At 33.7% G+C, this 23,143-nt stretch carries 25 protein-coding genes; 3 read left to right on the plus strand and 22 right to left on the minus strand.

Annotated features, from left to right (window positions below; translation table 11 throughout):
• The 18 genes from EL247_RS05430 to EL247_RS05515 form a co-directional block, all read right to left on the minus strand.
• On the minus strand, positions 1-231 hold the full coding sequence (locus tag EL247_RS05430) for an NADH-ubiquinone oxidoreductase subunit E family protein (RefSeq protein WP_005020830.1): 231 nt from the start codon (positions 229-231) through the stop codon (positions 1-3).
• Complete coding sequence (gene nuoD / locus EL247_RS05435; protein ID WP_060662580.1) at positions 228-1,457, minus strand: NADH dehydrogenase (quinone) subunit D; 1,230 nt, start codon at positions 1,455-1,457, stop codon at positions 228-230. Before nuoD ends, EL247_RS05430 begins: the two co-directional genes overlap by 4 nt.
• 1 nt (position 1,458) lies before the next feature.
• Positions 1,459-2,259, minus strand: coding sequence for an NADH-quinone oxidoreductase subunit C (locus tag EL247_RS05440; protein ID WP_054194822.1), 801 nt, complete (start codon positions 2,257-2,259; stop codon positions 1,459-1,461).
• Between the two features lie 9 nt (positions 2,260-2,268).
• Positions 2,269-2,778 carry a NuoB/complex I 20 kDa subunit family protein gene (locus EL247_RS05445; RefSeq protein WP_054194821.1) on the minus strand — a complete coding sequence of 170 codons (510 nt, stop codon included), beginning with the start codon at positions 2,776-2,778 and terminating at the stop codon, positions 2,269-2,271.
• Positions 2,760-3,149 (minus strand): NAD(P)H-quinone oxidoreductase subunit 3, encoded by a 390-nt coding sequence (locus EL247_RS05450; RefSeq protein ID WP_005020822.1) that lies wholly within the window; start codon positions 3,147-3,149, stop codon positions 2,760-2,762. Before EL247_RS05450 ends, EL247_RS05445 begins: the two co-directional genes overlap by 19 nt.
• Before the next feature lie 123 nt (positions 3,150-3,272).
• Entirely contained in the window at positions 3,273-3,569 is a 297-nt protein-coding gene (locus tag EL247_RS05455; RefSeq protein WP_054194820.1) for a hypothetical protein, read from the minus strand.
• A 46-nt stretch (positions 3,570-3,615) separates the two neighbouring features.
• Entirely contained in the window at positions 3,616-4,002 is a 387-nt protein-coding gene (locus tag EL247_RS05460) for a chaperone NapD (RefSeq protein ID WP_104745349.1), read from the minus strand.
• Between the two features lie 12 nt (positions 4,003-4,014).
• The gene (locus EL247_RS05465) at positions 4,015-4,971 is read right to left on the minus strand and encodes a WD40 repeat domain-containing protein (protein ID WP_104745350.1); all 957 of its coding nucleotides are present in this window, start codon (positions 4,969-4,971) and stop codon (positions 4,015-4,017) included.
• The gene (locus tag EL247_RS05470) at positions 4,964-5,359 is read right to left on the minus strand and encodes a 4Fe-4S binding protein (RefSeq protein WP_232019735.1); all 396 of its coding nucleotides are present in this window, start codon (positions 5,357-5,359) and stop codon (positions 4,964-4,966) included. Before EL247_RS05470 ends, EL247_RS05465 begins: the two co-directional genes overlap by 8 nt.
• Positions 5,360-5,475: 116 nt before the next feature.
• Positions 5,476-6,000 (minus strand): nitrate reductase cytochrome c-type subunit, encoded by a 525-nt coding sequence (locus EL247_RS05475; RefSeq protein ID WP_104745352.1) that lies wholly within the window; start codon positions 5,998-6,000, stop codon positions 5,476-5,478.
• A gap of 1 nt (position 6,001) precedes the next feature.
• On the minus strand, positions 6,002-6,802 hold the full coding sequence (gene napH, locus EL247_RS05480) for a quinol dehydrogenase ferredoxin subunit NapH (protein WP_060661066.1): 801 nt from the start codon (positions 6,800-6,802) through the stop codon (positions 6,002-6,004).
• The gene (gene napG, locus EL247_RS05485; protein WP_005020811.1) at positions 6,802-7,575 is read right to left on the minus strand and encodes a ferredoxin-type protein NapG; all 774 of its coding nucleotides are present in this window, start codon (positions 7,573-7,575) and stop codon (positions 6,802-6,804) included. The genes napH and napG overlap by 1 nt, the downstream gene beginning before the upstream one ends.
• Before the next feature lie 5 nt (positions 7,576-7,580).
• Positions 7,581-10,367 carry a nitrate reductase catalytic subunit NapA gene (napA, locus tag EL247_RS05490; RefSeq protein WP_005020809.1) on the minus strand — a complete coding sequence of 929 codons (2,787 nt, stop codon included), beginning with the start codon at positions 10,365-10,367 and terminating at the stop codon, positions 7,581-7,583.
• Positions 10,368-10,561: 194 nt separating this feature from the next.
• A complete protein-coding gene (locus EL247_RS05495; protein WP_005020807.1) occupies positions 10,562-11,521 on the minus strand; it encodes a chemotaxis protein in 960 nt (319 codons plus the stop codon).
• Between the two features lie 58 nt (positions 11,522-11,579).
• Positions 11,580-13,283, minus strand: coding sequence for an ABC transporter ATP-binding protein (locus EL247_RS05500; RefSeq protein ID WP_104745353.1), 1,704 nt, complete (start codon positions 13,281-13,283; stop codon positions 11,580-11,582).
• Positions 13,283-15,220, minus strand: coding sequence for a transglycosylase domain-containing protein (locus EL247_RS05505; RefSeq protein ID WP_104745354.1), 1,938 nt, complete (start codon positions 15,218-15,220; stop codon positions 13,283-13,285). Before EL247_RS05505 ends, EL247_RS05500 begins: the two co-directional genes overlap by 1 nt.
• 98 nt (positions 15,221-15,318) lie before the next feature.
• Complete coding sequence (locus EL247_RS05510; RefSeq protein WP_005020802.1) at positions 15,319-16,011, minus strand: response regulator transcription factor; 693 nt, start codon at positions 16,009-16,011, stop codon at positions 15,319-15,321.
• A gap of 87 nt (positions 16,012-16,098) precedes the next feature.
• Complete coding sequence (locus tag EL247_RS05515; protein WP_040499564.1) at positions 16,099-16,404, minus strand: DUF2325 domain-containing protein; 306 nt, start codon at positions 16,402-16,404, stop codon at positions 16,099-16,101.
• A 186-nt stretch (positions 16,405-16,590) separates the two neighbouring features.
• Here EL247_RS05515 and fur point away from each other — a divergent pair, with 186 nt between their 5' ends.
• Positions 16,591-17,046 carry a ferric iron uptake transcriptional regulator gene (gene fur / locus EL247_RS05520; RefSeq protein WP_005020800.1) on the plus strand — a complete coding sequence of 152 codons (456 nt, stop codon included), beginning with the start codon at positions 16,591-16,593 and terminating at the stop codon, positions 17,044-17,046.
• 2 nt (positions 17,047-17,048) lie between these two features.
• Here the strand turns inward: fur and EL247_RS05525 are convergent, their stop codons facing one another.
• Positions 17,049-17,507: a phosphoribosyltransferase gene (locus EL247_RS05525; protein WP_104745355.1), complete on the minus strand. Its 459-nt coding sequence runs from the start codon at positions 17,505-17,507 to the stop codon at positions 17,049-17,051.
• A gap of 1 nt (position 17,508) precedes the next feature.
• Positions 17,509-18,582: an aminofutalosine synthase MqnE gene (gene mqnE, locus EL247_RS05530; protein WP_060661063.1), complete on the minus strand. Its 1,074-nt coding sequence runs from the start codon at positions 18,580-18,582 to the stop codon at positions 17,509-17,511.
• A 231-nt stretch (positions 18,583-18,813) separates the two neighbouring features.
• On the opposite strand from mqnE, the gene EL247_RS05535 reads away from it, so the two are divergent.
• The gene (locus EL247_RS05535) at positions 18,814-19,332 is read left to right on the plus strand and encodes a PAS domain-containing protein (RefSeq protein WP_104719190.1); all 519 of its coding nucleotides are present in this window, start codon (positions 18,814-18,816) and stop codon (positions 19,330-19,332) included.
• Positions 19,329-20,702 (plus strand): methyl-accepting chemotaxis protein, encoded by a 1,374-nt coding sequence (locus tag EL247_RS05540; protein WP_054194809.1) that lies wholly within the window; start codon positions 19,329-19,331, stop codon positions 20,700-20,702. Before EL247_RS05535 ends, EL247_RS05540 begins: the two co-directional genes overlap by 4 nt.
• Here the strand turns inward: EL247_RS05540 and EL247_RS05545 are convergent.
• Both EL247_RS05545 and fliW read right to left on the minus strand, forming a co-directional pair.
• Entirely contained in the window at positions 20,699-22,729 is a 2,031-nt protein-coding gene (locus tag EL247_RS05545) for an ATP-dependent helicase (RefSeq protein ID WP_060661060.1), read from the minus strand. The genes EL247_RS05540 and EL247_RS05545 overlap by 4 nt on opposite strands.
• 5 nt (positions 22,730-22,734) lie before the next feature.
• On the minus strand, positions 22,735-23,127 hold the full coding sequence (gene fliW, locus EL247_RS05550) for a flagellar assembly protein FliW (RefSeq protein ID WP_005020787.1): 393 nt from the start codon (positions 23,125-23,127) through the stop codon (positions 22,735-22,737).
• Positions 23,128-23,143: the final 16 nt, after the last annotated feature.

Genomic DNA, 23,143 nt, shown 5'->3' on the forward strand with positions numbered 1-23,143 from the left:
TTAGGCAACCTTTCTTACAACAATTGTCCAATCCACTTCATTAAATCGCAAAGAATTTAACAACTCATTTCCGCTTTTCTCTACAATATCTGCACTTTTTTGGACATTCTCAAAATCTATCACTTCAAACAAAAAAATCCCAACTTCTCCCTTTTGTAATTGTGTTTGCAAAATTTCCTCCAAACGCCCTCCAAAATCGTTTTTCAAATGCCTCAAATCAAATCGCTTCATCTATCAATCTCCCCAAACACAATGTTTGTATTTCCGATAATTGTAACCACATCAGCCAAGTAATGCCCGGGTAATAGATCTTGCAAAACCCCCGTATGGAAGAAGCTTGGAGTCCGCATTTTCACGCGATAAGGATAAGGCTCACCTTCAGAGCGGATAAAAAATCCAAGCTCGCCTTTTGGGGATTCTGTTGGCACATACACTTCACCCACAGGCGGACGCATTCCTTGTGTTACAAGCACAAAATGTTGCATTAAAGAATAATTTTGTGTCATAATTTGCTCTTTGGGTGCAGAAAAATAACGCCCATCTTCGCACATTATCAAAGAATCTGTATCCTTGTATTTCTCAATGAGTTGGTATAAGATTCTAATGCTTTGTCGCATTTCCTCCATATAAAGCAAATAGCGTCCATAGCTATCATTGCTATAACTCACAGGCACATCAAAATCTAATTCACCATATAGCTCATAAGGCTCTTCTTTGCGTATATCCCACTCTATTCCGCTTCCTCGTAGCATTACCCCACTAAGCCCCCAACTCTTTGCCATTTCTGGACTAATTACCCCTACATTTTCTAATCGCATTCTCCATATTCGATTCTCGCTCAAAATCCCTTCATACAATTCAATCTGCTTAGGCAAAGAATCCAAATAAGCCTTTAACTTCCCACACCAATCTTGTGGTAAATCTAGCGGAACACCGCCGATTCTAATGCTAGAATGTGTCAGCCTTGCCCCGCAATAATCCTCAATTAAATCAATCCCAAACTCTCTTTCTCTAAAACAATAAAGAAAAATGCTCATCGCTCCTACATCTAAAGCATGAGTAGCTAGCCAAAATAAATGCGAAATAATACGATTTAATTCCAAAAGCATTGTGCGTATGACTTGTGCTCTACGCGGAACTTCTACCCCCAAAAGTCTCTCAACCCCCAAAGCAAAGGCATAATTATTAGAGCTTGCTGCAATATAATCCATTCTATCTGTGGTTGGCAAAAACTCATTATAAATCATATTTTCTGCCATCTTTTCCATACCGCGGTGCAAATATCCAATATCAGGAGTAGCCTTAAGGACTTTCTCACCCTCTAATTCCAAAATCAAACGCAACTGCCCATGAGCACTCGGATGCTGTGGTCCAAAATTCAGCACCATTGCATTATCATTGATTCTATCAAATGCAATATTTTCATAAAAGGGCATCAATTTATTAGGTTGTTGCATTTTATTTCCTTTTGTCTAATTGTTTTGCATTTTCTGGTTTCATTTTGGATACAAAAAGTACCCCATTCTCTTCTTGATAAACAATCGGCTTTTCTTTTTCTTGCCCTTCTTCAATCATTTCTCCATAACCCACTTCATATCCAAGTCTTGAAAATCTTGTCGTATCATATCTATCTACTCGCGCAGAATCTCTTTGCTCTTTGCCGATAACTTCTCGATATTCTTCACCAAAAATCGTATCTACTTCATACCATTGTGCTGCTTCATCGCCTTGAAGTGGATAACTTTTCAAAAGCGGATGCCCAACCCAATCATCAGGCATTAAGATTCTTTTGGGATAAGGATGATTTTGTGGCAAAATCCCAAACATATCATACATCTCCCTTTCACTCCAATTTGCACTACTAAAAAGCATACTTACAGATTGAATCTGCTCTTCTTTTTTCAAAAAAGTTTTTACTCGAATACGCCTTTTTTTGTCCATCGAAAGAAGTTGATAAAAAATCTCAAATCCTCCTCTTTTCTCCAAATAATCCATCGCACTCATTTCTGTTAAAACATCATAACTAAGCCCTTTTAATTCCTCCAAACAAGAATAAATATCTTCTTTTTTTACCCAAATTATCAAAGTCCCACATTGCATATAAGATTCAACCACAAAGCATTTTTGGCTTAATTGCTCTAAATCTCCTAGCAAAATATCATCTACCACTATTTCTTTTGGAATCTTTGGAGGCACATAAAATCTATCTTTGTAATAAACTTGTTTTTGCGTGTTGGTTTTTGGTTTATATTCTCTCATCTAACACCTCTAAACTAATCGTTTTGGGATATTTTTGCGGTTGGCTTTCTCTTTTCTAATTTTTTGCTGCAAAACCATTAAAGCATATTGCAAAGTCTCCGGTCTTGGGGAACAACCGGGTAGATAAATATCCACAGGAATAATTCTATCTACCCCCTGCACAGTGGCATAGGTGTTAAACATTCCACCTGTATTAGCACAACTCCCCATTGAAATCACCCATTTAGGTTCTGGCATTTGATCATAAAGTCGCCTTACAAATTGTGCGTGTTTTTTTGTCACCGTTCCTGCAATAATCATCACATCACTTTGACGCGGAGATGCCCTAAAAATTGTCCCAAATCTATCAAAATCATACCTAGAAGCACCCGTTGCCATCATTTCAATCGCACAACAAGCTAGCCCATAAGTCATTGCCCAAAGCGAATTACTTCTCCCCCAATTAATTAACTTATCTACGCTTGTTAAAGCAATCGGTAATCCTGCATTTTTTAAATATTTTACTTCATGCTCTGCCATTGTAATGCCCCTTTTCTCCACGCATAAATAAAACCAATTGTCAATAACAATACAAATAATACCATTTCAATAAATCCAAAAAATCCAAGAATCTTAAAATCAACTGCCCATGGAAACATAAAAATAATTTCAATATCAAATAAAATAAACAATAAAGCCATTAAATAAAATTGTGAAGAGATTCGATTAGGCTGTTTTGTAGGAGCCAAACCGCACTCATAGGGCGATAATTTTAATTTTTGTGTATTTTTGTTTGCCAATGTTTTGCCAACAAAGCGAGACAATAAAGTTGTCCCAAAAAATGCCACAAAGGTAAAAATAAAAATCGCAAAAACGCCAAAATAAGGATGTGCTACATCAATATGAGACATATAAATCCCTTTCTCAATAAATTGAATATTATCTATGTAAATATTAGCGTAGTTTTCTTAAAAAACAAGAATTAATCAAAAACAATAAGAAAAATTTTATTTTCCAAAAAGATAATTTACAAATTATCTTTCTATTTCTGCAACTTCAATTTGAGACTTTGAACACGCTTGATAAACCATTATTATCATTACTATCCAAACAATGGGTATCAAAATGTAACCAACAAAAATAACACACAATAACACACTTACCAAAAATGCCAAGAAAAATACAAAAGAATATAAAAAACTCTTCAAAATATTCCACCTTGCAATCAACCACCAACTAAAAAACGCTCCAATAAACCCAAATAATAATGTTAAAATAACCGCTATAATTCCAGAAGCGCCACCAGAAATTTTAATTTTTTCCTTTGCCATTTTATCTCCATTTTAAAAAATATTTTAATTATAGCAAATTTCAATTTTACAAAACATTTTTTAAAATATTATCCAATTTTCCTTGCACATCTCCATTATAGCCTATTTCCTCGGCTTTTACTTTATTATTTTTTAAGACTTCTGGCACTGCATCTTGTCTTTGGATATTTTCTTGCAATATCTCTAATTCTGCATTATGATAAGCATAAATCATCTGTGCCAAAACCACTCCTTGCAATTTCTCAATTTGCCTCAATAGGCAAATCTCCTCATCAATACTCTCAGTTTCAAGAGTAACAACAATTTTCCCATTTTCATCACTATAATGGCATTGTGCATTTGGTATTTTTTCAATTTCCTCCCACAGCCTTGCAATATCCTCTGGCTTACACATTACAATCAAACTTGAAACATTAAGATTTTTTTCTTGCATATTTTCCCCCCTTTAAGGTAATTTCCAAAATAAAATATTTTTTCCATCTTCTGCACTCACAATATTCTTATCATCGATAAAAATAATACTATTTAATAAATTTTTATGCCCTTTTAAAATCGCCATTTCTTTGCCGCCATTAATCTCAAAAACAGCAATATCACTCATCTCATTTTTCATATAAGCACCAATTTTACCATCTAAACTCAACCCCACACTATAAACCAAAAAATCCGCTTCTTTTGTATAATCTTGCATTCTGTTGCCAAAATATACACCAACCTTCCTATCTTGCCCAGCAGCAATAATAACAATATCACTCCCTTGGAATCCCATTTTGGCTTCATAAACATTGTCTTTGTTTAGTCCGCTAAATTCCTTCAATATTTCCCCATTCAAAGTCTTGCCATAATACAAAATCCCAGATTCACAAGAAACCAAAAAATATTTTTTATCTTCACTTAATGTAAAATCCGAAAAAGTCGCTTCTGATAGCTGTTTTTGGTAAAGTATCTTAGAATCTTTCAAATCATAAAGCAAAATTTCATTACTCATCAATCCCAAAAAAATCTTATCTTTATCTACAAAGGCAGCTTTCTTGATATTTAGAGCAATTGGTAGCTTTTCTAACTGCTCTTTGAAAACAAAAAGATTCTTTGCCCCTTCACTCCCTTCGCTATTAACAAGCAATCTCCCCTCCAAAAAATCCACAGAAAATACTTTTGGGGGATAAAAATCACCAAAAAAATTACTAATATCAGGCAATTTTAGCACTACTTTTTTGGTAATATTTTCAAATTCTTTTTCAAATTTCACCTCTATCACTTCACCAAAATCTGTTCCAACTAACAATCTATTTTCTACATAATTTACATCAATAATATTATTTTCCAATTTCAGCTGATAAGAGGGTTCTAAACCAAAAACACTTCCCAAAAACAACAAAAACATCCCAATTATTCTAAACATTTTTTTCCTTTATTATGATGGCTTTTGTCGGACATACCCTTACGCAAAATCCACATTCAATGCAATTTTCATTGATTATGGGATAAAAAACACCAACAAACTCTATTGCCTTTTGATTCCCAAGCACCCCTTGACACACTTCTTTGCAGGTATAACACATTGTTTTTTGATACCCCAAACACCTTAATTCATCAATACTAACCACAAAATTCCAATTGCTCTTATTTTCTTCTTTTAATACTCCATGAGGGCATTCTTTGGCACATTCTCCACATAATTTGCAACCATCAATATCAAAATCCACAGTTGGTATGCCATTATAATCCCTTAAAATCCCTTTTTGACATACTTTGTCACAAGCTCTAATACAATATTTTTGACATTCCATACAAAATTTCTCAAAAAGAGATCTATCTGCATTATATGGAGGCAATGGAAAAAAAGAAGTTTTTTTCTGTTTTCCATTCCCCAATAGAAAATTAAAAAAGTCTCGACGCTTCTCTATCACTCAACGCCCTCATTGATAACATCAAGCAAATTTGATTTGCTGCTACCCTCTTCTTGACGAAAATCTGCTTTAAAATTATTCCCTACAAGAGGTGGTGCATCTACTTGAGTTGTATGGCAAATTACACAATTAAAGCGATTCTCATCCATTTTCCCATCTAAATTTTTATTTTCTCTAAAATTATAAAAATGTGATTTTGGCATAGGAGTAGCTGCTACTGCCTCTGCAATTTCTGGCAAATGGCAACTCGTGCAAGCATTATTATCTCTAGTAATAGGCAACATACCATCAAGATTGTGCGAAATCATAGGAGGAGCATTTTCAAAAGACCTCTCAATCAAAGTCGATTCACCTGCGGTTTTACCCGTATAATCGTACGCTTTTATTTCCGCTTCTTCATTAAAAAGCGTTGTTTTCCTTAAACCAATCTCTTCAGAGGAATAACTCTGAATACTCTTACAACTTACAAGAATCAAAGCAAGAGTGCTAACCCCTGCTACCAATATAGTTCCAAATTTCATCTTACTTCCTTTTTGTAAAATCCAAAAGATTAAATCCAAGGGCATTATCCCCACAAACTTCTACGCATCTACCACAACGAGTGCATTCTCCACTTATTACTTCTCCACTCTCTTTTCCAATTAATCCCAAAACTTGCTTCTCTGGACAAATTACTTTACACTTCATACAATGTGTGCAAACATTCAAATCATATTTTATTTTCAAAAAAGCAAATCTGCCTACAAGAGAATAAAAAGCACCAAGAGGGCACAAATAGCCACAAAATCCATTTTTGACAACAAACAAATCCAGCAAAAACACCAAAAGCACTGCAAAGATTCCAAAACCCATACCAAAAACAATTCCTCTGTGTATCATTGCAATAGGACTTATTGCCTCAAAAGCTGCCATTCCAAAAAGGCTTGATAGAATCAAAGCCAAAATTAAAACCACATACCTAATATTTTTATTAAGAGAGATAGGGGTATAATTAATTTTTAGAATCCTATGCAAGAAATTTGCCAAATCCACAACAAGATTCATAGGACAAACATAAGAACAAAAAGCTCTCCCTGCAAACACTCCATAAAACATTAAAATAATCAAACCACCCACCAACGCATTTAATCCAACTAAAGCTCCACTAAAAAAGTTTTGCAAAAGCGCAAAAGGATCGCTAAGCGGAATGGTTTCTAAAAATAATGAAGCACTAAGATTCCCTTGCAAAATCTTAATTCCAGCATAATTCCCCAAACAATATAAGCACAATAATCCTATTTGGACAATTCGCCTCATTATCAAAAAACGATATTTAAAAATCATTATAATTCTCCATCATTGAGATAATCTTGCACTTCTTGCAAATTATTATTTTCTATGTTGCGGAGTTTTACATTCTCTAATCTCTGCTCATCTTGCATATCCCAACCTTTAATGTAATTTGTGCCAACCTCTCCTAAAACTACATTTCTTGGCATTACAATAATTGCCGCCTTTTGCGTTACACAGGCTTTTTCGCACTTTCCACATCCTGTGCAAACCTCACTCTCTACAACCGGCAACAAATAAGAATGCTTACCTGTTCTCTCATTGCGTTTTAGCTCAAGCTTAATGGCTTCCCCCATCAAAGGACAAGCACGATAACACGCATCACAAGCAATTCCCCAATAAGCTATGCAGTGCTCCTTATCCACAATTGCAACACCCATTTGTGCTTTATTAATATCCATAATTCCATTACTTTGCACCAATTCCACATCCAGTGCTTTTGTGGGGCATATAGGAACACAAGGAATATCTGGACACATTTCACAAGGCACTTCACGAGGGATAAAATAAGGAGTCCCAATAGGTTTCCCACTCCCTGCACTTGCTAGCTTTAATGTATCAAAAGGACATGCTTCCACACACAAACCACACTTAATACAATACTTCAAAAATTCTTCCTCCCTCAAAGCCCCGGGAGGTCTAAGAATTAGGGGATTCGCTTTGCTTTCTTTTAAAAAAGCACTCCAAACTAATCCGCCCATTAAAGTCATTGCAATTGCTTGTGTTGTATGAATAAGAAAACTTCTTCTTGGATTCTTATTATCCATTGATGTTATGCCTTATAAACTTTGACTGCACACTTTTTGAAATCAGTTTGCTTAGAGATCGGACAAGTTGCATCAAGACAAACTTTGTTGATATACACCTTTTCATCAAACCAAGGCACATACACCAACCCCAAAGGAGGACGATTCCTGCCTCTCATATCCACTCTAGCCTTAACTTTTCCGCGTCTTGATTCAACCCACACTACATCATTTTGCTGTACGCCTAATTTCTCTCCATCTTGTGGATTCATATAACACAAAGCTTCTGGTACAGCACGATAAAGTTCTGGGACCCTCATTGTCATTGTTCCACTATGCCAATGCTCTAATACACGCCCAGTGCTTAACCAAAACGGATATTCTTCATTTGGCATTTCTGGTGGATCCATATAAGGACGGAAGAATATTTTTGCTTTATTTTTGAGTGAATATTTTTCACTTGTTTTAGGCGACTTCAAATCTCCTCTTGGCAATTCTTTTCCAAATGAGCCATAAAACGCAAAATCTCCATTATTAGCTTTTCTAGCATAATAATCATATTTGCTATTAAATCTCCATTGTGTCTCTTTGCCATCAACTACCGGCCATCTCAATCCTCTAACCCTATGATAAGTATCAAAATCAGCTAAATCATGACCATGTCCAACGCCAAATTTCCTATATTCCTCCCATAGATATTTTTGTATGAAGAATCCATAACCTCTAAAAATTTCCCCATCGCTTCCTACCACTTCTCTTTGATCTCCAAATACTTCAGAATTCAAAGAATCTTTTAGCATTTTATCCTCTGTTTTATAGCTTTGTGCTTCTTTGTTTGCATATAAAACTTCAAAAAGCGTAGTATCTTCATTATATCCCATAGCTTTGGCTTCATCTAATACACTTGGGAGTGTGAGCTTATCATTGATTTTCTTCTCTCCCCACACTTCTTTAAGTTTGAAACGCTTTGAAAATTCTACAATTTGCCAAGTATCACTCATCGCATTTCCTTGTGGCAATACTTGTTGCTTCCAATGCTGTGTGCGTCTCTCGGCATTTCCATAAGCACCCCATTTCTCATAAATCATCGCAACAGGTAAAATCAAATCTGCTACTTTTGCACTAATTCCGGGGTATGCGTCTGAAACCACTATAAAATTATCCATTTCCCTAGCTGCTTTAATCCAATGGTTTGCATTTGCGGTATTTTGCCAAGGATTATTAACATGCACCCATGCCCATTTGATTTTACCATCTTCTAAATCTCTCATAATCTGCATAAAATGCGCACCAATTTGAGGATTAAGCGTGCCATTTGGAATCTTCCAAATTTTCTCTGTAATCTCTCTATGAGCCTTATTACCTACAACCATATCTGCAGGCAATCTGTGAGAAAATGTCCCCACTTCTCTTGCTGTTCCACAAGCACTAGGTTGCCCAGTTAGAGAAAATGCTCCATTTCCGGGTTTTGCCTGTTTGCCCAAAAGCATATGCACCATATAGCTTTGTTCATTTACCCAAGTCCCTCTTGTATGTTGATTCATACCCATTGTCCAAAAACTTACAATTTTTCTATTTTTGTCAATATAATAACTTGCCAAAGTTTTTAATTTCTCTTTAAAAGAATCCAAACTTTCTTGTGAATCTCCTTTGGCAATTTTTGCAACAAAATCAAGTGTGTAAGGCTCAAGGGCTGCTTTAAAGTCTTCAAAAGAAATTTCCCAATGATTTCCTGCTTCTGCGGCATGTTTATTTTCCATTACATCGCCAGCTTTCATACCCAAATAACGTAGAGTAACTCCCTCATTTCCACTTAGCACTTTGGATTTTTCTTTTGCAGCTGTATCCAACTCTTTGGGATTGTATTTTGCATGTTTAATATTTGTCCTCATACCATAGCCAATATCCACAAATCCTGTTGTAAAAATACAATTATTTTTGACAAAATCCCAATCAATGGATTGTGGGTGATTATAAACAATCTCTCGTGCAATATAATTCCAAATTGCCAAATCTGTATGCGGTGCAAAAACAATTTCTGTATCTGCCAAATCTGAAGTTCTATTAGAATATGGAGTAAGATTAACAACACGAACTTTATCAGCATTAGAAAGCTTTCTATCTGTAACTCTTGCCCAAAGAATCGGGTGCATTTCTGCCATATTAGCTCCCCAAGTTACAATCGTATCTGTAAGCTCAATATCATCATAACATCCAGCAGGTTCATCAATCCCAAAAGTCTCCATAAATCCAACTACTGCACTTGCCATACAATGCCTTGCATTTGGATCAATATTATTACTTCTAAAACCTCCCTTAATTAGTTTCACAGAGGCATAACCCTCTTGAATCGTATATTGCCCAGAACCAAACACACCAATCCCCGTTGGTCCAAGCTCATTATAAGCCTCTTTAAATTTTTCAGCCATCACATCAAAAGCTTTTTGCCAACTCACAGGTTGAAATCTGCCATTTTTATCAAATTCACCTTTTGCATTAACGCGCAACAAAGGTTGAGTTAATCTATCTTGTCCATACATAATCTTTGCATTAAAATAACCCTTAATACAATTCAAACCACGATTAACAGGTGCTGCAGGATCTCCCTTGACTGCGACAATCTGTCCATCTTTGGTGGCAACCATAATTCCACAACCTGTTCCACAGAATCTACAAACTGCTTTATCCCACTTCCAAGATTCTTCTGCTTCTTTTGCCATTAAAGCTTGTGGCGGCGGAACTGCAATACCAGCTACACTTGCTGCACTAACAGCAGCAGCCGTCTTTAGAAACTCGCGTCTAGTTTGTGCCATATATACCTCCTAAATTCTAGTAGCATTGAAATGCAAAGAAAGTATAACACTCTCCAAAAATAAAAGAATTGACATAAATCAATATATATTTTTAGATACTTTGCCTAATATCGCATTTAAGGATATTTGTAAAATTTTAAAGATAATAAAAAGTTATAATAAAGAAGAAAAGAGAGAAGAAGAAATAGATTGCTCTATTTAATCATAAAACGCCTTAGAGCATCTTCTACTTCAATAGGATTAGACTTTGAGATAAACTCATCTGCATTCAAAGAACGTGCCATATCTTCATTGCTACTTCCACTCATAGAAGAATTCACCACCACTGGTATTTTAGCAGTTAGCGGATTTGATTTGATTTGTTTAATCACTTCAAATCCACTTGCTTCTGGCATTTCCAAATCCGTAATCACAATTCCAATCTTTGAAATATCGGTATCTTCTGCAAAAATATAATCTAGCAATTTTTGCCCATTGACAAATGTGCGATAATTTACCCCTAATTTATTAAGAATATTCTGCATAGTTTTAATTACACTTGGAGAATCATCTGCTAATAAAACTTCGTTGTTAGTAACAATTTGCTTAATTTTATCGATTTCTTCATTTTTCTCATCTTCAATCCATGGGAAAACATCTACAAGCATTTTTTCAATATCAACCACTTGCACCAAACGCCCATCAAAATAACGCGTCCTACTTACCAATTTGCTATTTAAGCCAGAATTACCAATACCCGCACTCTGCTCAATCTCCGTCCATTTTTTATTTAAGATTCTATCTGCTTCATAAATCCTAACACCCACAGTCCATTTAGAAAATTCACAAATCATAATTACTTCATCTTCACCGGGATTTCTTTTAATCCCATAAGGTTCAAGATCTTTTGTTTTGTCTCTTGAATCATAATAAAACCACTTCTTTAAATCAATGAGTGGGATTGTTAATTCCCTAATTGTAATTAACCCCTCCACCAAAGAGCTTCCCTCATGTGAAACAATAGTAATCTCTCCGCGATATTTAACTACTTCGCGTATTTTAAAAACATTCACTGCATACAAATCTTTATCTTTTTCCAGCCTAAAACAAAGCAATTGCAATTCATTATTTCTATGTAAATTGGTTATTTGGTCAACATTGGACAAATTTGACATTTTGGAGCCTTAAATTAAAATTTATCTAAATTATAACATACTTTTTAGAATAATAAAATTAGATGTTTTTATAATAATCCCTAAAAGATTCACTTTTTTCCATCAATTCTTGCTGTGTCCCTCCAGCCACTATCTTGCCGTTTTGAAAAAAATAAATCTTACTAGCCAATGAAACAGTAGAAAATCTATGTGCAATAATAATAACAATTCTATCTTTTATAACTTCTTTTAAAGCGTCTCTAAATTCCTCTTCGGTTTTATTATCAAGCGCACTTGTAGCTTCATCTAAAATCAAAATTTCTGGATTCTTATACAAAGCTCTTGCAATAGCAATTCTCTGCCTCTGCCCTCCACTCAAATTTGCTCCAAATTCATCCAAAATCGTATGGATACCATCAGGCAAAGATTCTACATACTCCAATATTCTTGCTCTATGAAGAGATTCTTTAATTCTTTTTTCATCTATCTCACTTCCATAAGCAATATTTCTTGCGATACTATCATTAAAAATAAAAATCCTCTGCGTAACGATTGCAACCTTAGCTCTCAAACTCTCTTGCGTGAAATCTTTAATATTTTGACCATTAATCTCAACACTTCCCCTATTTGGTTCATAAAGCCTCAATAGCAAATTCACAAGAGAGCTTTTTCCGCCTCCACTACTCCCTACCAATGCAATACTCTCACCTTTATTAATTTGCATATTTATTTGACTAAGAGCTTGTTTATCTCCATAAAACAAATCCACATCTTTAAAAACAATCTTTTTAACTTCTTGCGTTAATCTAATCTCCCCATCATTGATTTTTGCCTTTCTATCAAGCATTTCAAAGATTCTATCTCCTGCAGCAAAAGCGACTTGAATCTTTGTATAAAGACTACTTACCCTCTTAAAAGGGGTATAAAGCATAAAAAGAGCTGTCACAAAAGAAAAAAAGGCACCCGTTGTAATCTCTCCATCAATCACTTTATGCCCACCAATAATAATCACAACTGCAATAGCAATAGCACCTAGAGTTTCCATAAGCGGAGAAGTTAGCTCAGAAACACGCACTGTTTTCATGGACAATCTAAATAATTCTTTATTTTGTCGAGAAAACTCATCTTTTTCCATTTTTTCACCACTACTTGCTTTAATAAGCTCAATATTATTAAAAATTTCAATCAATTTTGAAGAAAGATCTGCACCCTTTTCTTGCATTTTCTTAGAAGCTTTACGCATTTTCCTAGCAATTAAACTAATGGGATATAAAGCTAGTGGCATTACAATAAGTCCATAGAAGGCTAATTCTGGACTTTGATAAATCACCACACCAACAAGCCCAACAATTGTCAATCCCTCACGAATCCCTTCAATAAAATAATTAGAAACTGCCCCCTGCACTGCTCCAATATCCCCAGTGATTCTAGAAATCAATTCTCCATTACGATAACGATTAAAAAACTCCATCTCAAAAGTCAAGATCTTATTTAATAAAATATCCTTTAAACGCCTCACAATATCTTGACCGACAAAATTCATATAATAAGTTTGAATATACGCTCCAAGCCCTTTTGAGAAATAAGCCAACACTACCAAAAAAGGCAATATTTGCAACATCGCAACATCTTTTTTAATAAAAATATCATCTAACACGGGCTTCACCAAATAAGCACTAGCACTACTTGCACCCGCTACCAAAATAGTACCAATGATTGCATAAAAAAAATAAAGCTTATATTCCCTAATATAAGGATAAAATCTTTTAAAAAATTCTTTCATTAGAAAATGATTCCTTCTTGAATATTACTTGAGCTATTTTCAAGAGGAGATTTGTCGGTATAATAAAATGTCTCCCCTTTGATAATTTTACTGTGCACGCCTTGAGGAATATTAAATTTCCTCTGCATTCCCGGATCTATCGTCAAAATTTTTTCAAAAAAATATGAAAAAGCTGATGCTGGAGCTATCCCGCCTGATTCTCCACTACCCATTGGAGTGTTATCATCTTTGCCATACCACACTATTGCCTCTATGCTCGGAGAAAACCCGCAAAACCAAGCATCAACATTTTCATTAGTTGTTCCTGTTTTGCCTGCCAATTCAATTCCATTTACCTTAGCTCTTCTCCCACTTCCATTTTGCACAACACCTCTCATCATATCTACCAACAAAAAACTTTGTTGTGGTTGTGCTAAATCCTTAGATTGAGTGTCAAAATAAGTAATATTACCTTGATTATCAACCATTCTATCAAACAATCGTGGCTCTATTACTTTGCCATAATTTGAAAAGATCATAAAATTTTTAGCCATTTCCAAAAGAGAAGCACCAAAACTCCCCAAAGAAATTGTTAAATCTTTTGGCATATTGCTAAATCCATATCCCAAAAGCCCTTGATAGATTCTATCAAAACCAACTTCCTCAACCAAATTGATTGTTGCAAGATTCAAAGAACGCCTCAAAGCCTCTTTGAGTGTTACAAATCCATTAATTATGGGTGTATAATTTTTGGGTTGCCATTTTTTTTCTTCACCTTCAACCTTATACTCATATGTCCGCGTAACATCTGGAATCTCATAATTTTGCCCAAGCCCAGAATTAATCGCACTCAAATACAAAAATGGCTTGACGCTACTTCCAATTTGCCTTTTACTTTGTGTAGCTCGATTAAAATTACTCTTTTTATAATCCACTCCCCCTACTAATGCAAGAATATTCCCTGTATGATTTTCTAAAACCACAAAGGCACCATTAAGTTTTGCCTGCATATCTTCATCATTTTTATGACGCGATAAAATCTGTTCATACCCAAAATACAAGGATTCTTGTGCCATCTCTTGATAGTCTAAATCAATATTTAAATAGATTTTATAACCACCAGTTTTTAAATCTTCAATATTATTCTTTAATTGTCTTTGCACCTCATCTACTACATAGGGAGAAACATTTTGTGTGAGTGTCTCATCATAAACTTTTGGAGTTTCTGCTACACCTTCTTGTAATTGCTCTTTGGTAATCCACCCTAATTCCTCCATTCTTTGCAATACATTATTTGCCCTTGCTAAAGAGAAATCATAATTTTTTGTAGGATCATAGAAGCTTGGTGCTCTAGGCAAAGAAACAAGCATAGCAATTTCTTTAAGAGTTAATTCTTGCATATCTTTTTTAAAATAGCCTTGAGAGGCTGTTTTTATCCCATAAAAACCATGGCCAAAATAAGTATGATTCAAATAACGCTCTAAAATCTCTTCTTTGCTCAAGATTGTTTCTAATTGTAATGCCAAAAGTGCTTCTTTTAATTTCCGCTCAATAGTCTTATCTCTAGTTAATGCGACATTTTTAATCAATTGTTGAGTGATTGTGCTACCACCCTCCACATAACTTGCATTTTTGATATTTTTCAACATTGCACGCATAATGGCATCTAAATTTACACCGGGATGCTCAAAAAACAAAGTATCCTCAATTGCTAACAATGCTTCAATAATACGCGGTGGAATCTCATTAAATTTTGCATAAAAGCGGAATTCTTTATCAAACAAATTTGCAATTAGTCGCTCTTTTCTATCAAAAATCTGCGTTGTCAATGGGGGATTATAATGCACGATTTTATCAGTATCATCGTGTATCTCTAAATATAATTGAGAGATCAAAATAATAATCGCCAAAACAAAAACAACACATACAGCAAAAAAGATTCTTAAAGCAACTTTCATAAATAGCCTGAATAAAAAAATAAATGCAAAAATTTTAACATATAAATATTAAAGGAAAGTTTGCATTATAAATTTACCCTATTTCCAAATAATTATCTTTAAGATGATTTTTGAATTTTATAACCCAATCTTGAATGATTCTTAATCAGTTCATAATAAGTTTTACGACGAATGTTATTGATATGCATACGCAAAGAATCCATTGTCATTGAATTATTTTTCCAAATCTTCCTGCGAAATTCCTCATAAGTAATAGGATAACCATCTGCTTTGATAAGAAGCTCTAATATCTGACTTTCCCTATCAGTAAGTTCAAAAATAGCATAGCCCTTTACGATAACTTTATCGCGTTTTCTATAAAAAACTCCCCTCCCTAAATCAACCATATGTTCTTTATGGAGCTGCTTATTAATGCTCAAAAGCAAAACAAATAATTCTTCTAAATCGACTTCTTTTTTGATTAATGAAACTGCATTTAATGCTATCATTTGAGAAATCTTTTCATCATCACTATAGGCTGTCATAAAAATCACAGGAACATTTGGATTAATCCGGCGAATAGATTTCACCATAGAAAGCCCATCAGTTTTACTTCCCAAATTAATATCAGTAATAACAATATCTACTGCATTATTTTTAAAGAACTTTAATCCCTCATCTCCATCTTTGGCTGCCAATATCTTGCGACATCTTCTTTCCAAAGCAACTTTCAGCGATTCTAACGCAACTTCATCATCCTCTACAATTAAAATTGTAAGATTGCCCAATGGCTCTAACAAATCTGGCGACATTGTTTCTTCCTTAAACTACGAACTAAATATATTTTTTATAATCAAGAGTGTTTAGGAATTATAATAAAAGAGCCTTTAAAATTCACTTTAATTTTTACAAGAATTACAATTTTTTCCAAAAATTTTCATAAATTCACAATATAGACAACTCACACTTCTTTTTGTGCAAATCACAGGAATATCTTTTTTCTTTGCCTCATTTTTAAATTTTTTCATTGTATTGTGATTTAAAAAATTAGTAAGCATAACCAAACAAGCAATATTTTTTGGAATACCACGATGATTTACACTCTCTCTTCTTGCGTCCCAATGGGTAACTTCTTCACAACCAAGATTCTTCAAAACTGCTTCAATAGGAGTAATCTCATCTCCCCCAATAACTAAAACAGACATATTATCCTCCATAAATAAATGAAATATTTTAAATGATTTTATAATCAAAATGATAATTAATATTAACTTAATATAATATAAAAATAATTCTCATTTTATTTTTGCTTTAATTATCATATTCTGCTATAATCCTTACAATCTAAAAGGATAGATTCCTAACTACCCATAACAAAGGATATGACTATTATGAAAAAATACAAAGAATCTCTCAAAACTATTTTGGATAGATTGCATCTCTCTATCAAAAAAAACAATCTCAAAAATTCTAAGCAAAGAGAATATATTTTAAAGGCAATTTATGAGGATGGAGGACATCTAAGCCCAGAAGATATTTTTGTATCTATCAAAAAAACCTGTAAAAATGCCAGCATATCTTCTATTTATAGAATCTTATCATTCTTAGAAAAAGAAGGTTTTGTAAAATCTCTTGAAATTGACAAAAGCGGCAAACGCTATGAAATTGCCAGTGGATTGCACCATGACCATATCATTTGCGTAGAATGCGGTAAAATCGAAGAATTTTGCAATGAAGAAATTGAAAAATTGCAAGTAGAGGTTACACATTCTTACAAAGCAAAGCTTGTAGGGCACGATATGCTTTTGTATGTTGTCTGTGAATCTTGCCTTGCAAAAACAAAATAAAATTAGAGTTTCCTTTCTCTAATTTCTTTTACAATATCTACTTCCCAAAAGAAATCTACCCAATCCCCTGTTTCACGCAAAAAATAATCCGGCTTAAAAGTCGCTGTTGGTTTATAAAAAATAGAAGCTGTTTTAAAATCAATATTAGAATTAATTTCTTGCAAAATATTTTTTACTTTTGCCATACTTGTCCCACTATCGACAATCTCATCAACTATCAACACTCTTTGATTTCCATTTAATTCTGGGATATTAGAAATGCGAATTTCTTGCTGAACTTTGTTAAAAAATGATGATGCATTAATGCTATATACCATTCTCAAATCCAAAGCAATCCCCAAAAAATGCGCTATTGTCAATCCACCCCTTGAAATAGCGACAATTCCATCTGGATTGAAATCAATTTTTAAAACCAATTCTTTAATATCTTCTTTGAAAGTTTCATAACTATAATATTGCATATTATCTCCCTTTTGTTTGATAGACTTTTATTTCATTATATAAACTATCCCGCTCTACTGGGATAAAACCAGCATCACAAATCTGTGCTACCAACTCATCTTTTGAGATTCCATTGGCGCTTTTACTACCCGATGCACTCTGAATTGCCTCTTTTTGAATTGTTCCATCTATATCATCTGCACCAAACTCTTGTGCAACCATAGCAAGATTCAAGCCCAAAGTCGCCCAATATGCCTTAATATGCGGAATATTAGAAAGCAAGATTCGACTAATTGCAATGGTTTTTAGAATCTCTTGCCCACTAGGAAAATTCTCAACTTTCAAAAAATTATTTTCCTTTTGATACACCAATGGAATAAAGGCGTTAAATCCTCCGCTTTTTTCTTGCTGCTCATATAATCTCAGCAAATGCTCAATCCTATGTTCTCTACTTTCAATATGCCCAAAAAGCATTGTTGCATTAGATTTTTTACCCAAAGAATGCCAATACCCATGAATCTCTAGCCAACGCTTAGAATCCACTTTGCCCTTACAAATATATTCCCTTATTTTTTCATTAAAAATCTCCGCCCCTCCACCGGGCATTGAATCTACCCCATTTTGTGCCATAAGTTCCAATACTTCTTGATAAGGTTTATTAGAGATTTTAGAAAGAAAATTCACTTCTGCTGCTGTGAGCGCCTTTAATGAAACTTGAGGATACCTTGCTTTAAGCTCCCTAAAAAGTTCCAAATACCATTGCAAATCTAGCTTAGGATTGTGTGCCCCTACAATGTGAATCTCTAAAGCACCCATTTCCACTGCTTTTTGTGCTTGAATTAATGCTTCCTCTTGAGTGAAAGTATAAGGATTAGGATTTTTTCTATGTGCAGAAAAGCCACAAAATTTACAAATATCCGCACATTCATTAGTGGGATTTAAATGGCGATTTGAGTTGAAAAAAACCTTCTTTCCAAAATATCTTTGTCGAATCTCATCTGCCATCTTACCAAGAGTGAAAATATCCAACTCATAAAGCTTTATAGCTTCATTAGGATTTAAAATATCATTCATATCTATTTCATTTTTACTCATCAAAAGCCTTATAAATATCATTGATAGTTTGTTACATATTATAAAAAATAAAAGCTTAATTATACACAAAGTTTTTATATATCAAAGACTTTATAATTCTGATAACTTCTACCATATTGAACAAAAGTTTTTGCAATTTTAAAGCATTTTTTATATCTTTTTAAATAGAATATAGACCCCCAAAAAATTATAAAAATATTCAATTTGAAAGGACAATAAATTATGAAAACAATGTATGGAGAAGAGATTTTCCTCAAGGATGATACTCTAATAACCTCCAAAACTGATTTAAAGGGCAAAATTACTTATGGCAATAATGATTTTATTAAATATGGAGAATATACAGAAAGTGAGTTTCTCAACAAACCTCACAATCTCATAAGACATTCCAAAATGCCACGCACTGCCTTTAAACTACTATGGGATACTTTAGCCAACAAAAATGAATTTTTTGCTTTTGTGTGCAATCTTTCAAAAACAGGAAAAACTTACTGGGTATTTGCTAATATCACTCCCTCTTATGATGAAAATGGAAAAGTGGTAGGTTATTATTCTGTGCGAAGACGCCCAAGCAAAGAAGGTGTAGAAACCATTCAATCAATCTATGCCAAACTTTTAGAAATTGAAAAATCACAAGGTGTCGATAAAGGGGTTCAATTTGTTCAAAACTTCCTTAAAGAAAACAATACAACTTGGGATGAATTTATTATCAATCTTCAAAATAAAGGAAAAACAGGGGGATATCGATGAAAAAGCTATTATCATTAGGAATAGCAATAAGTCTATTAGGCTTAGTTCTTGAAGCCATACTTTATGGGCTATCTTTTAATCTAATTACTTTTATTGCACTTATTTTATTGTTAGGCTTTAGCCTTCTAAAATTTTCCAAACGCGAAGCACTTTTGCAAAAATCTATTAAAATTTCTAATCTTTATAGTAAAGGAAAATTTGAAGCAAGAATCCTACAAATACAGGGAGATGAAGATTTATGCACTCTTGCAAATAATATCAACAATCTTGCTGATAATCTTGAAGCTTTTATGCGTGAAATTTCAACTGCGATTCGTTGCTCACAAGAAGGCAAATACTACCGCTTAGCATTTCCACAAGGATTGAATCCTGCTTTTAGCAATAATATTGAAAGCATCAATAAAGCACTAATCAAAATAGAGGAAAATGCCAAAAATAATCTTTCTAATTTTTTAGCAAAATCTCTTATGGATATGAGTTTGGGTAGCCAAAATGAGAATCTTACAAAAATTTCTTTGGATTTAGACAAAGATATTCAAAATATGAATACCGTAGATGAAAATATCACTAGCATCACAAATTCTGCTAAAAATTCTCAAAAAGATGTTTCTTCCATTACACAATCCATTGATGAGCTTGTAGAAATCATCAATGATAACTCTATTACCATTGAAAGTTTTGCACAAAAATCCAAAGATATTGATTCGGTAGTAGAGATAATCAGCGATATTGCCAATCAAACCAATCTACTAGCCCTCAATGCAAGCATTGAAGCAGCTAGGGCTGGAGAGCATGGGAGAGGCTTTGCTGTTGTTGCAGATGAAGTCAGACAACTTGCAGAAAAAACACACAAAGCCACCAATGATATTTCCATTGTCGTGCAAACAATGCAACAAGAAATTTCAAGCATTCAAGATAATTTCAAAAGAGTTTCAGAATTTGCAAGCTCTACACATACAAGCATTATGCATTTTAATTCTATCTTTAGTTATATGGAGCAAACCACTAATACACTCAAAGATGTTTTTGAAAACTTATCCAACAAATTCCTCTTAAGCGTTTCTAAGCTAGAACATATCGTTTATAAATCCAATCTATACTTGAGTTTCAACCTCAAGCAGCAAACTTGCGATTTTAATAAAATCAACCCAATCTCCAAATATTTTGACAATAAAGAAAAAATACAAAATATCAATTCTTTAGATATCAACTCTCTAAACATTCTAAAAGATAAGTTCTTGAAAAATACAAATGATGCTTTAGTGGAGCTCAAAAAACCTCTTACCAAAGAAAGCGTGGATACCATTATTGATACTTTCCACACTATTGAAGAGGATTCTAAAAATGTCATTAAACTTTTAGATAACTAAACTTGTCTATCTTTATGGAGCATTCCTGCTTCATAAAGAAAAATCGAGCCTTCATAAGAAATATTTTTCATCACATCTTTTTTTGCATAACTCAAATATAAATTTTCTTTTGCCCTTGTAACTGCTACATAAAAAAGTCTTCTTTCTTCTTCCAAACTTCCACCTTGATTCATTAATTTTTTATTTGGGAATCTTCCTTCCATTAAATCCACAATATACACTTCACTAAATTCCAACCCCTTACTTGCATGGATACTTAACAAATTCACCCCCTCACCTTCACTCATCTCGCTTGAACCCAAAATCATTGCATTCAAAAATCTACCAATATCTTGATAATGACTAGCCAAATCTCTCAACAAAGAAATTTTTCTCTCTATTCTCTCTAATGATTCTTGATATTTTTCTTGATTAATCCCACCTTCTTTGGTAATTGCCCTTTCTTTAGCCAACTTTTGAGCAACCATTTTGAAAATAGGAAATTCCCTTGCTTTTGAAATCAAATAATAAGGTTTATCGCTCACTCCAAAACTGCTAAAAAATTCATAGAGTGCATTTAAAAACTCCGCCCCTTCTTTAGTAAGTTTTGAATGGCTCAAAACAGGATTATCCCTAAAGTTACTATCAAGATAACTAAACCTTGCAACATTTCCCATTGCAAAAAAATCATCAAATAGCCCAAGTTGTGTATTTTGAATCTTTTTTTTATAAGGCTCTTTAATTTCTTTATTTGGTTTTAAAATCCCACTTACAGGATTCCCATCTCCCAATACCAGCAAAGCCTCATAAATATCTTTTGCCATTGCATTCCCCACACCCTTAATATGGCTTAAAACATGAATAAAAGACATCATATCTTTGGGGTTATAAAGCAAAGAACAAAGATTAAGCATATACACCACTTCTTTAGAATCAAAAAAACTTATACCCCCTTTCCTACGCGTAGGAATCCCGATTTCTCTCAAACTTGCTTCAATCCCATCTGCACTAGAATTGTTTCTAAAAATTACCGCTACTTCTTTATAGGGGCGATTAGAGAGTTTAATTTTATTAGCGATGCCTTGGTATTGCAAAAATAACTCATCATACACAAGCAATGTTGGCATTCCAAAATTTTGCGTTTTAACCACTTCTAAAGTTTTGGGATAGATTCTAGGATTCTTTTCAATCACTCGATTTGCAAGATTTAAAATAGGTTCGGTTGAACGATAATTTTTTGTCAAACTATAAATATTTCCATTAGGGTATCTTTCTTTGAAACTTCCAATAATGCTTATATCAGCACCATTAAAAGCATAAATGCTCTGATCATAATCCCCTACACAAAAAATAGAAGGAGGATTTAAAGCCTGCAAAATAGAATCTTGTAGCGGATTAGTATCTTGGTATTCATCTACCAAAATTTCTTTAAAAAAGAGTTTGTCTTTTAAAATTTCCTCTTTATAAAAAATTAGCAAATCATTATAATCTGCATAGTGATATTCTTTTTTAAGATTTCTAAATTCCTCCCAAACATCCAAATAAATCTCTACATACTGCATTTGTTCTGCATTTCTTTTTTCAAGCCAGCTAGAAAAATCCTCATTGATAGTTGCATTTTGATAAAGAGAGAAAAGATCATACAAATAATTTGCTCCATAAGGGGGAGTTTGGGAGACATTCAAAAACACTCGTCTATCATACAGGCTTTTAAAAAGCACTTTAAGCTCTCTTGGTTGCTTTAAGATAATAGAATTTTTGGATTTTAAGTATCGGTATGCAACCGCATGAAAAGTTCCTGCTTCAATTTGTTTAACAATTTTGGAATCAAAACGCAACTCCAAGCGAGCAAGCATTTCTTGAGCAGCTTTGTTGGTAAATGTGAGCAGTAAAATCTCATTTGGGGTAATCCCGCTTTCTAATAAATGCGAGATTCTCCCTACGATTGTAGAAGTCTTCCCAGTGCCTGCTGATGCAATTACAAGATTATAACCACTGGGAGCCAAAGAAGCTTCCCTTTGCTGTATATTAAGCTTAGAAAGAGGCAATCAGATTATTCTTTAATATAATCTTTAATAGATTCAGCGACGCCAAATCTCGGATAATCTTTTGCATTTAAAATCACTTGAGCTAGAGTATGATTATCACAATTTAAAATAATCGGCGCTAAAAAATTAATGCGAATTTCTGTTTGTTTTTCTCTCACAAACACACAAAAAACTTTCACATTTGAATCTGCTTTGATATCCAACAATGCTTGAATATTAGCAGGCACTTCAAAAGAATATTCTCTTACTTTATAAGGATTAATCAAAAGCAATTCTGCATCATTCCCAATCATAGATAAAAATGCTAATGCCCCATTATCCACTTCTGCAAATTCAACCTCATTAACCTCCTCAAATCCTAAAATCGGAGATTTAACAACAAATTTTTCACCTTTCATAACAAACTCCTTTTTA

The organism is Helicobacter pullorum, assembly GCF_900638355.1.
Lineage (GTDB): Bacteria > Campylobacterota > Campylobacteria > Campylobacterales > Helicobacteraceae > Helicobacter_D > Helicobacter_D pullorum.

Bases quoted from the DNA above. Each gene is read 5' to 3' on its own strand.
- EL247_RS05430 (WP_005020830.1), bottom strand. From the start codon at position 231: ATGAAGCGATTTGATTTGAGGCATTTGAAAAACGATTTTGGAGGGCGT.
- nuoD (WP_060662580.1), bottom strand. From the start codon at position 1,457: ATGCAACAACCTAATAAATTGATGCCCTTTTATGAAAATATTGCATTT.
- EL247_RS05440 (WP_054194822.1), bottom strand. From the start codon at position 2,259: ATGAGAGAATATAAACCAAAAACCAACACGCAAAAACAAGTTTATTAC.
- EL247_RS05445 (WP_054194821.1), bottom strand. From the start codon at position 2,778: ATGGCAGAGCATGAAGTAAAATATTTAAAAAATGCAGGATTACCGATT.
- EL247_RS05450 (WP_005020822.1), bottom strand. From the start codon at position 3,149: ATGTCTCATATTGATGTAGCACATCCTTATTTTGGCGTTTTTGCGATT.
- EL247_RS05455 (WP_054194820.1), bottom strand. From the start codon at position 3,569: ATGGCAAAGGAAAAAATTAAAATTTCTGGTGGCGCTTCTGGAATTATA.
- EL247_RS05460 (WP_104745349.1), bottom strand. From the start codon at position 4,002: ATGCAAGAAAAAAATCTTAATGTTTCAAGTTTGATTGTAATGTGTAAG.
- EL247_RS05465 (WP_104745350.1), bottom strand. From the start codon at position 4,971: ATGTTTAGAATAATTGGGATGTTTTTGTTGTTTTTGGGAAGTGTTTTT.
- EL247_RS05470 (WP_232019735.1), bottom strand. From the start codon at position 5,359: ATGGAATGTCAAAAATATTGTATTAGAGCTTGTGACAAAGTATGTCAA.
- EL247_RS05475 (WP_104745352.1), bottom strand. From the start codon at position 6,000: ATGAAATTTGGAACTATATTGGTAGCAGGGGTTAGCACTCTTGCTTTG.
- napH (WP_060661066.1), bottom strand. From the start codon at position 6,802: ATGATTTTTAAATATCGTTTTTTGATAATGAGGCGAATTGTCCAAATA.
- napG (WP_005020811.1), bottom strand. From the start codon at position 7,575: ATGGATAATAAGAATCCAAGAAGAAGTTTTCTTATTCATACAACACAA.
- napA (WP_005020809.1), bottom strand. From the start codon at position 10,367: ATGGCACAAACTAGACGCGAGTTTCTAAAGACGGCTGCTGCTGTTAGT.
- EL247_RS05495 (WP_005020807.1), bottom strand. From the start codon at position 11,521: ATGTCAAATTTGTCCAATGTTGACCAAATAACCAATTTACATAGAAAT.
- EL247_RS05500 (WP_104745353.1), bottom strand. From the start codon at position 13,283: ATGAAAGAATTTTTTAAAAGATTTTATCCTTATATTAGGGAATATAAG.
- EL247_RS05505 (WP_104745354.1), bottom strand. From the start codon at position 15,220: ATGAAAGTTGCTTTAAGAATCTTTTTTGCTGTATGTGTTGTTTTTGTT.
- EL247_RS05510 (WP_005020802.1), bottom strand. From the start codon at position 16,011: ATGTCGCCAGATTTGTTAGAGCCATTGGGCAATCTTACAATTTTAATT.
- EL247_RS05515 (WP_040499564.1), bottom strand. From the start codon at position 16,404: ATGTCTGTTTTAGTTATTGGGGGAGATGAGATTACTCCTATTGAAGCA.
- fur (WP_005020800.1), top strand. From the start codon at position 16,591: ATGAAAAAATACAAAGAATCTCTCAAAACTATTTTGGATAGATTGCAT.
- EL247_RS05525 (WP_104745355.1), bottom strand. From the start codon at position 17,507: ATGCAATATTATAGTTATGAAACTTTCAAAGAAGATATTAAAGAATTG.
- mqnE (WP_060661063.1), bottom strand. From the start codon at position 18,582: ATGAGTAAAAATGAAATAGATATGAATGATATTTTAAATCCTAATGAA.
- EL247_RS05535 (WP_104719190.1), top strand. From the start codon at position 18,814: ATGTATGGAGAAGAGATTTTCCTCAAGGATGATACTCTAATAACCTCC.
- EL247_RS05540 (WP_054194809.1), top strand. From the start codon at position 19,329: ATGAAAAAGCTATTATCATTAGGAATAGCAATAAGTCTATTAGGCTTA.
- fliW (WP_005020787.1), bottom strand. From the start codon at position 23,127: ATGAAAGGTGAAAAATTTGTTGTTAAATCTCCGATTTTAGGATTTGAG.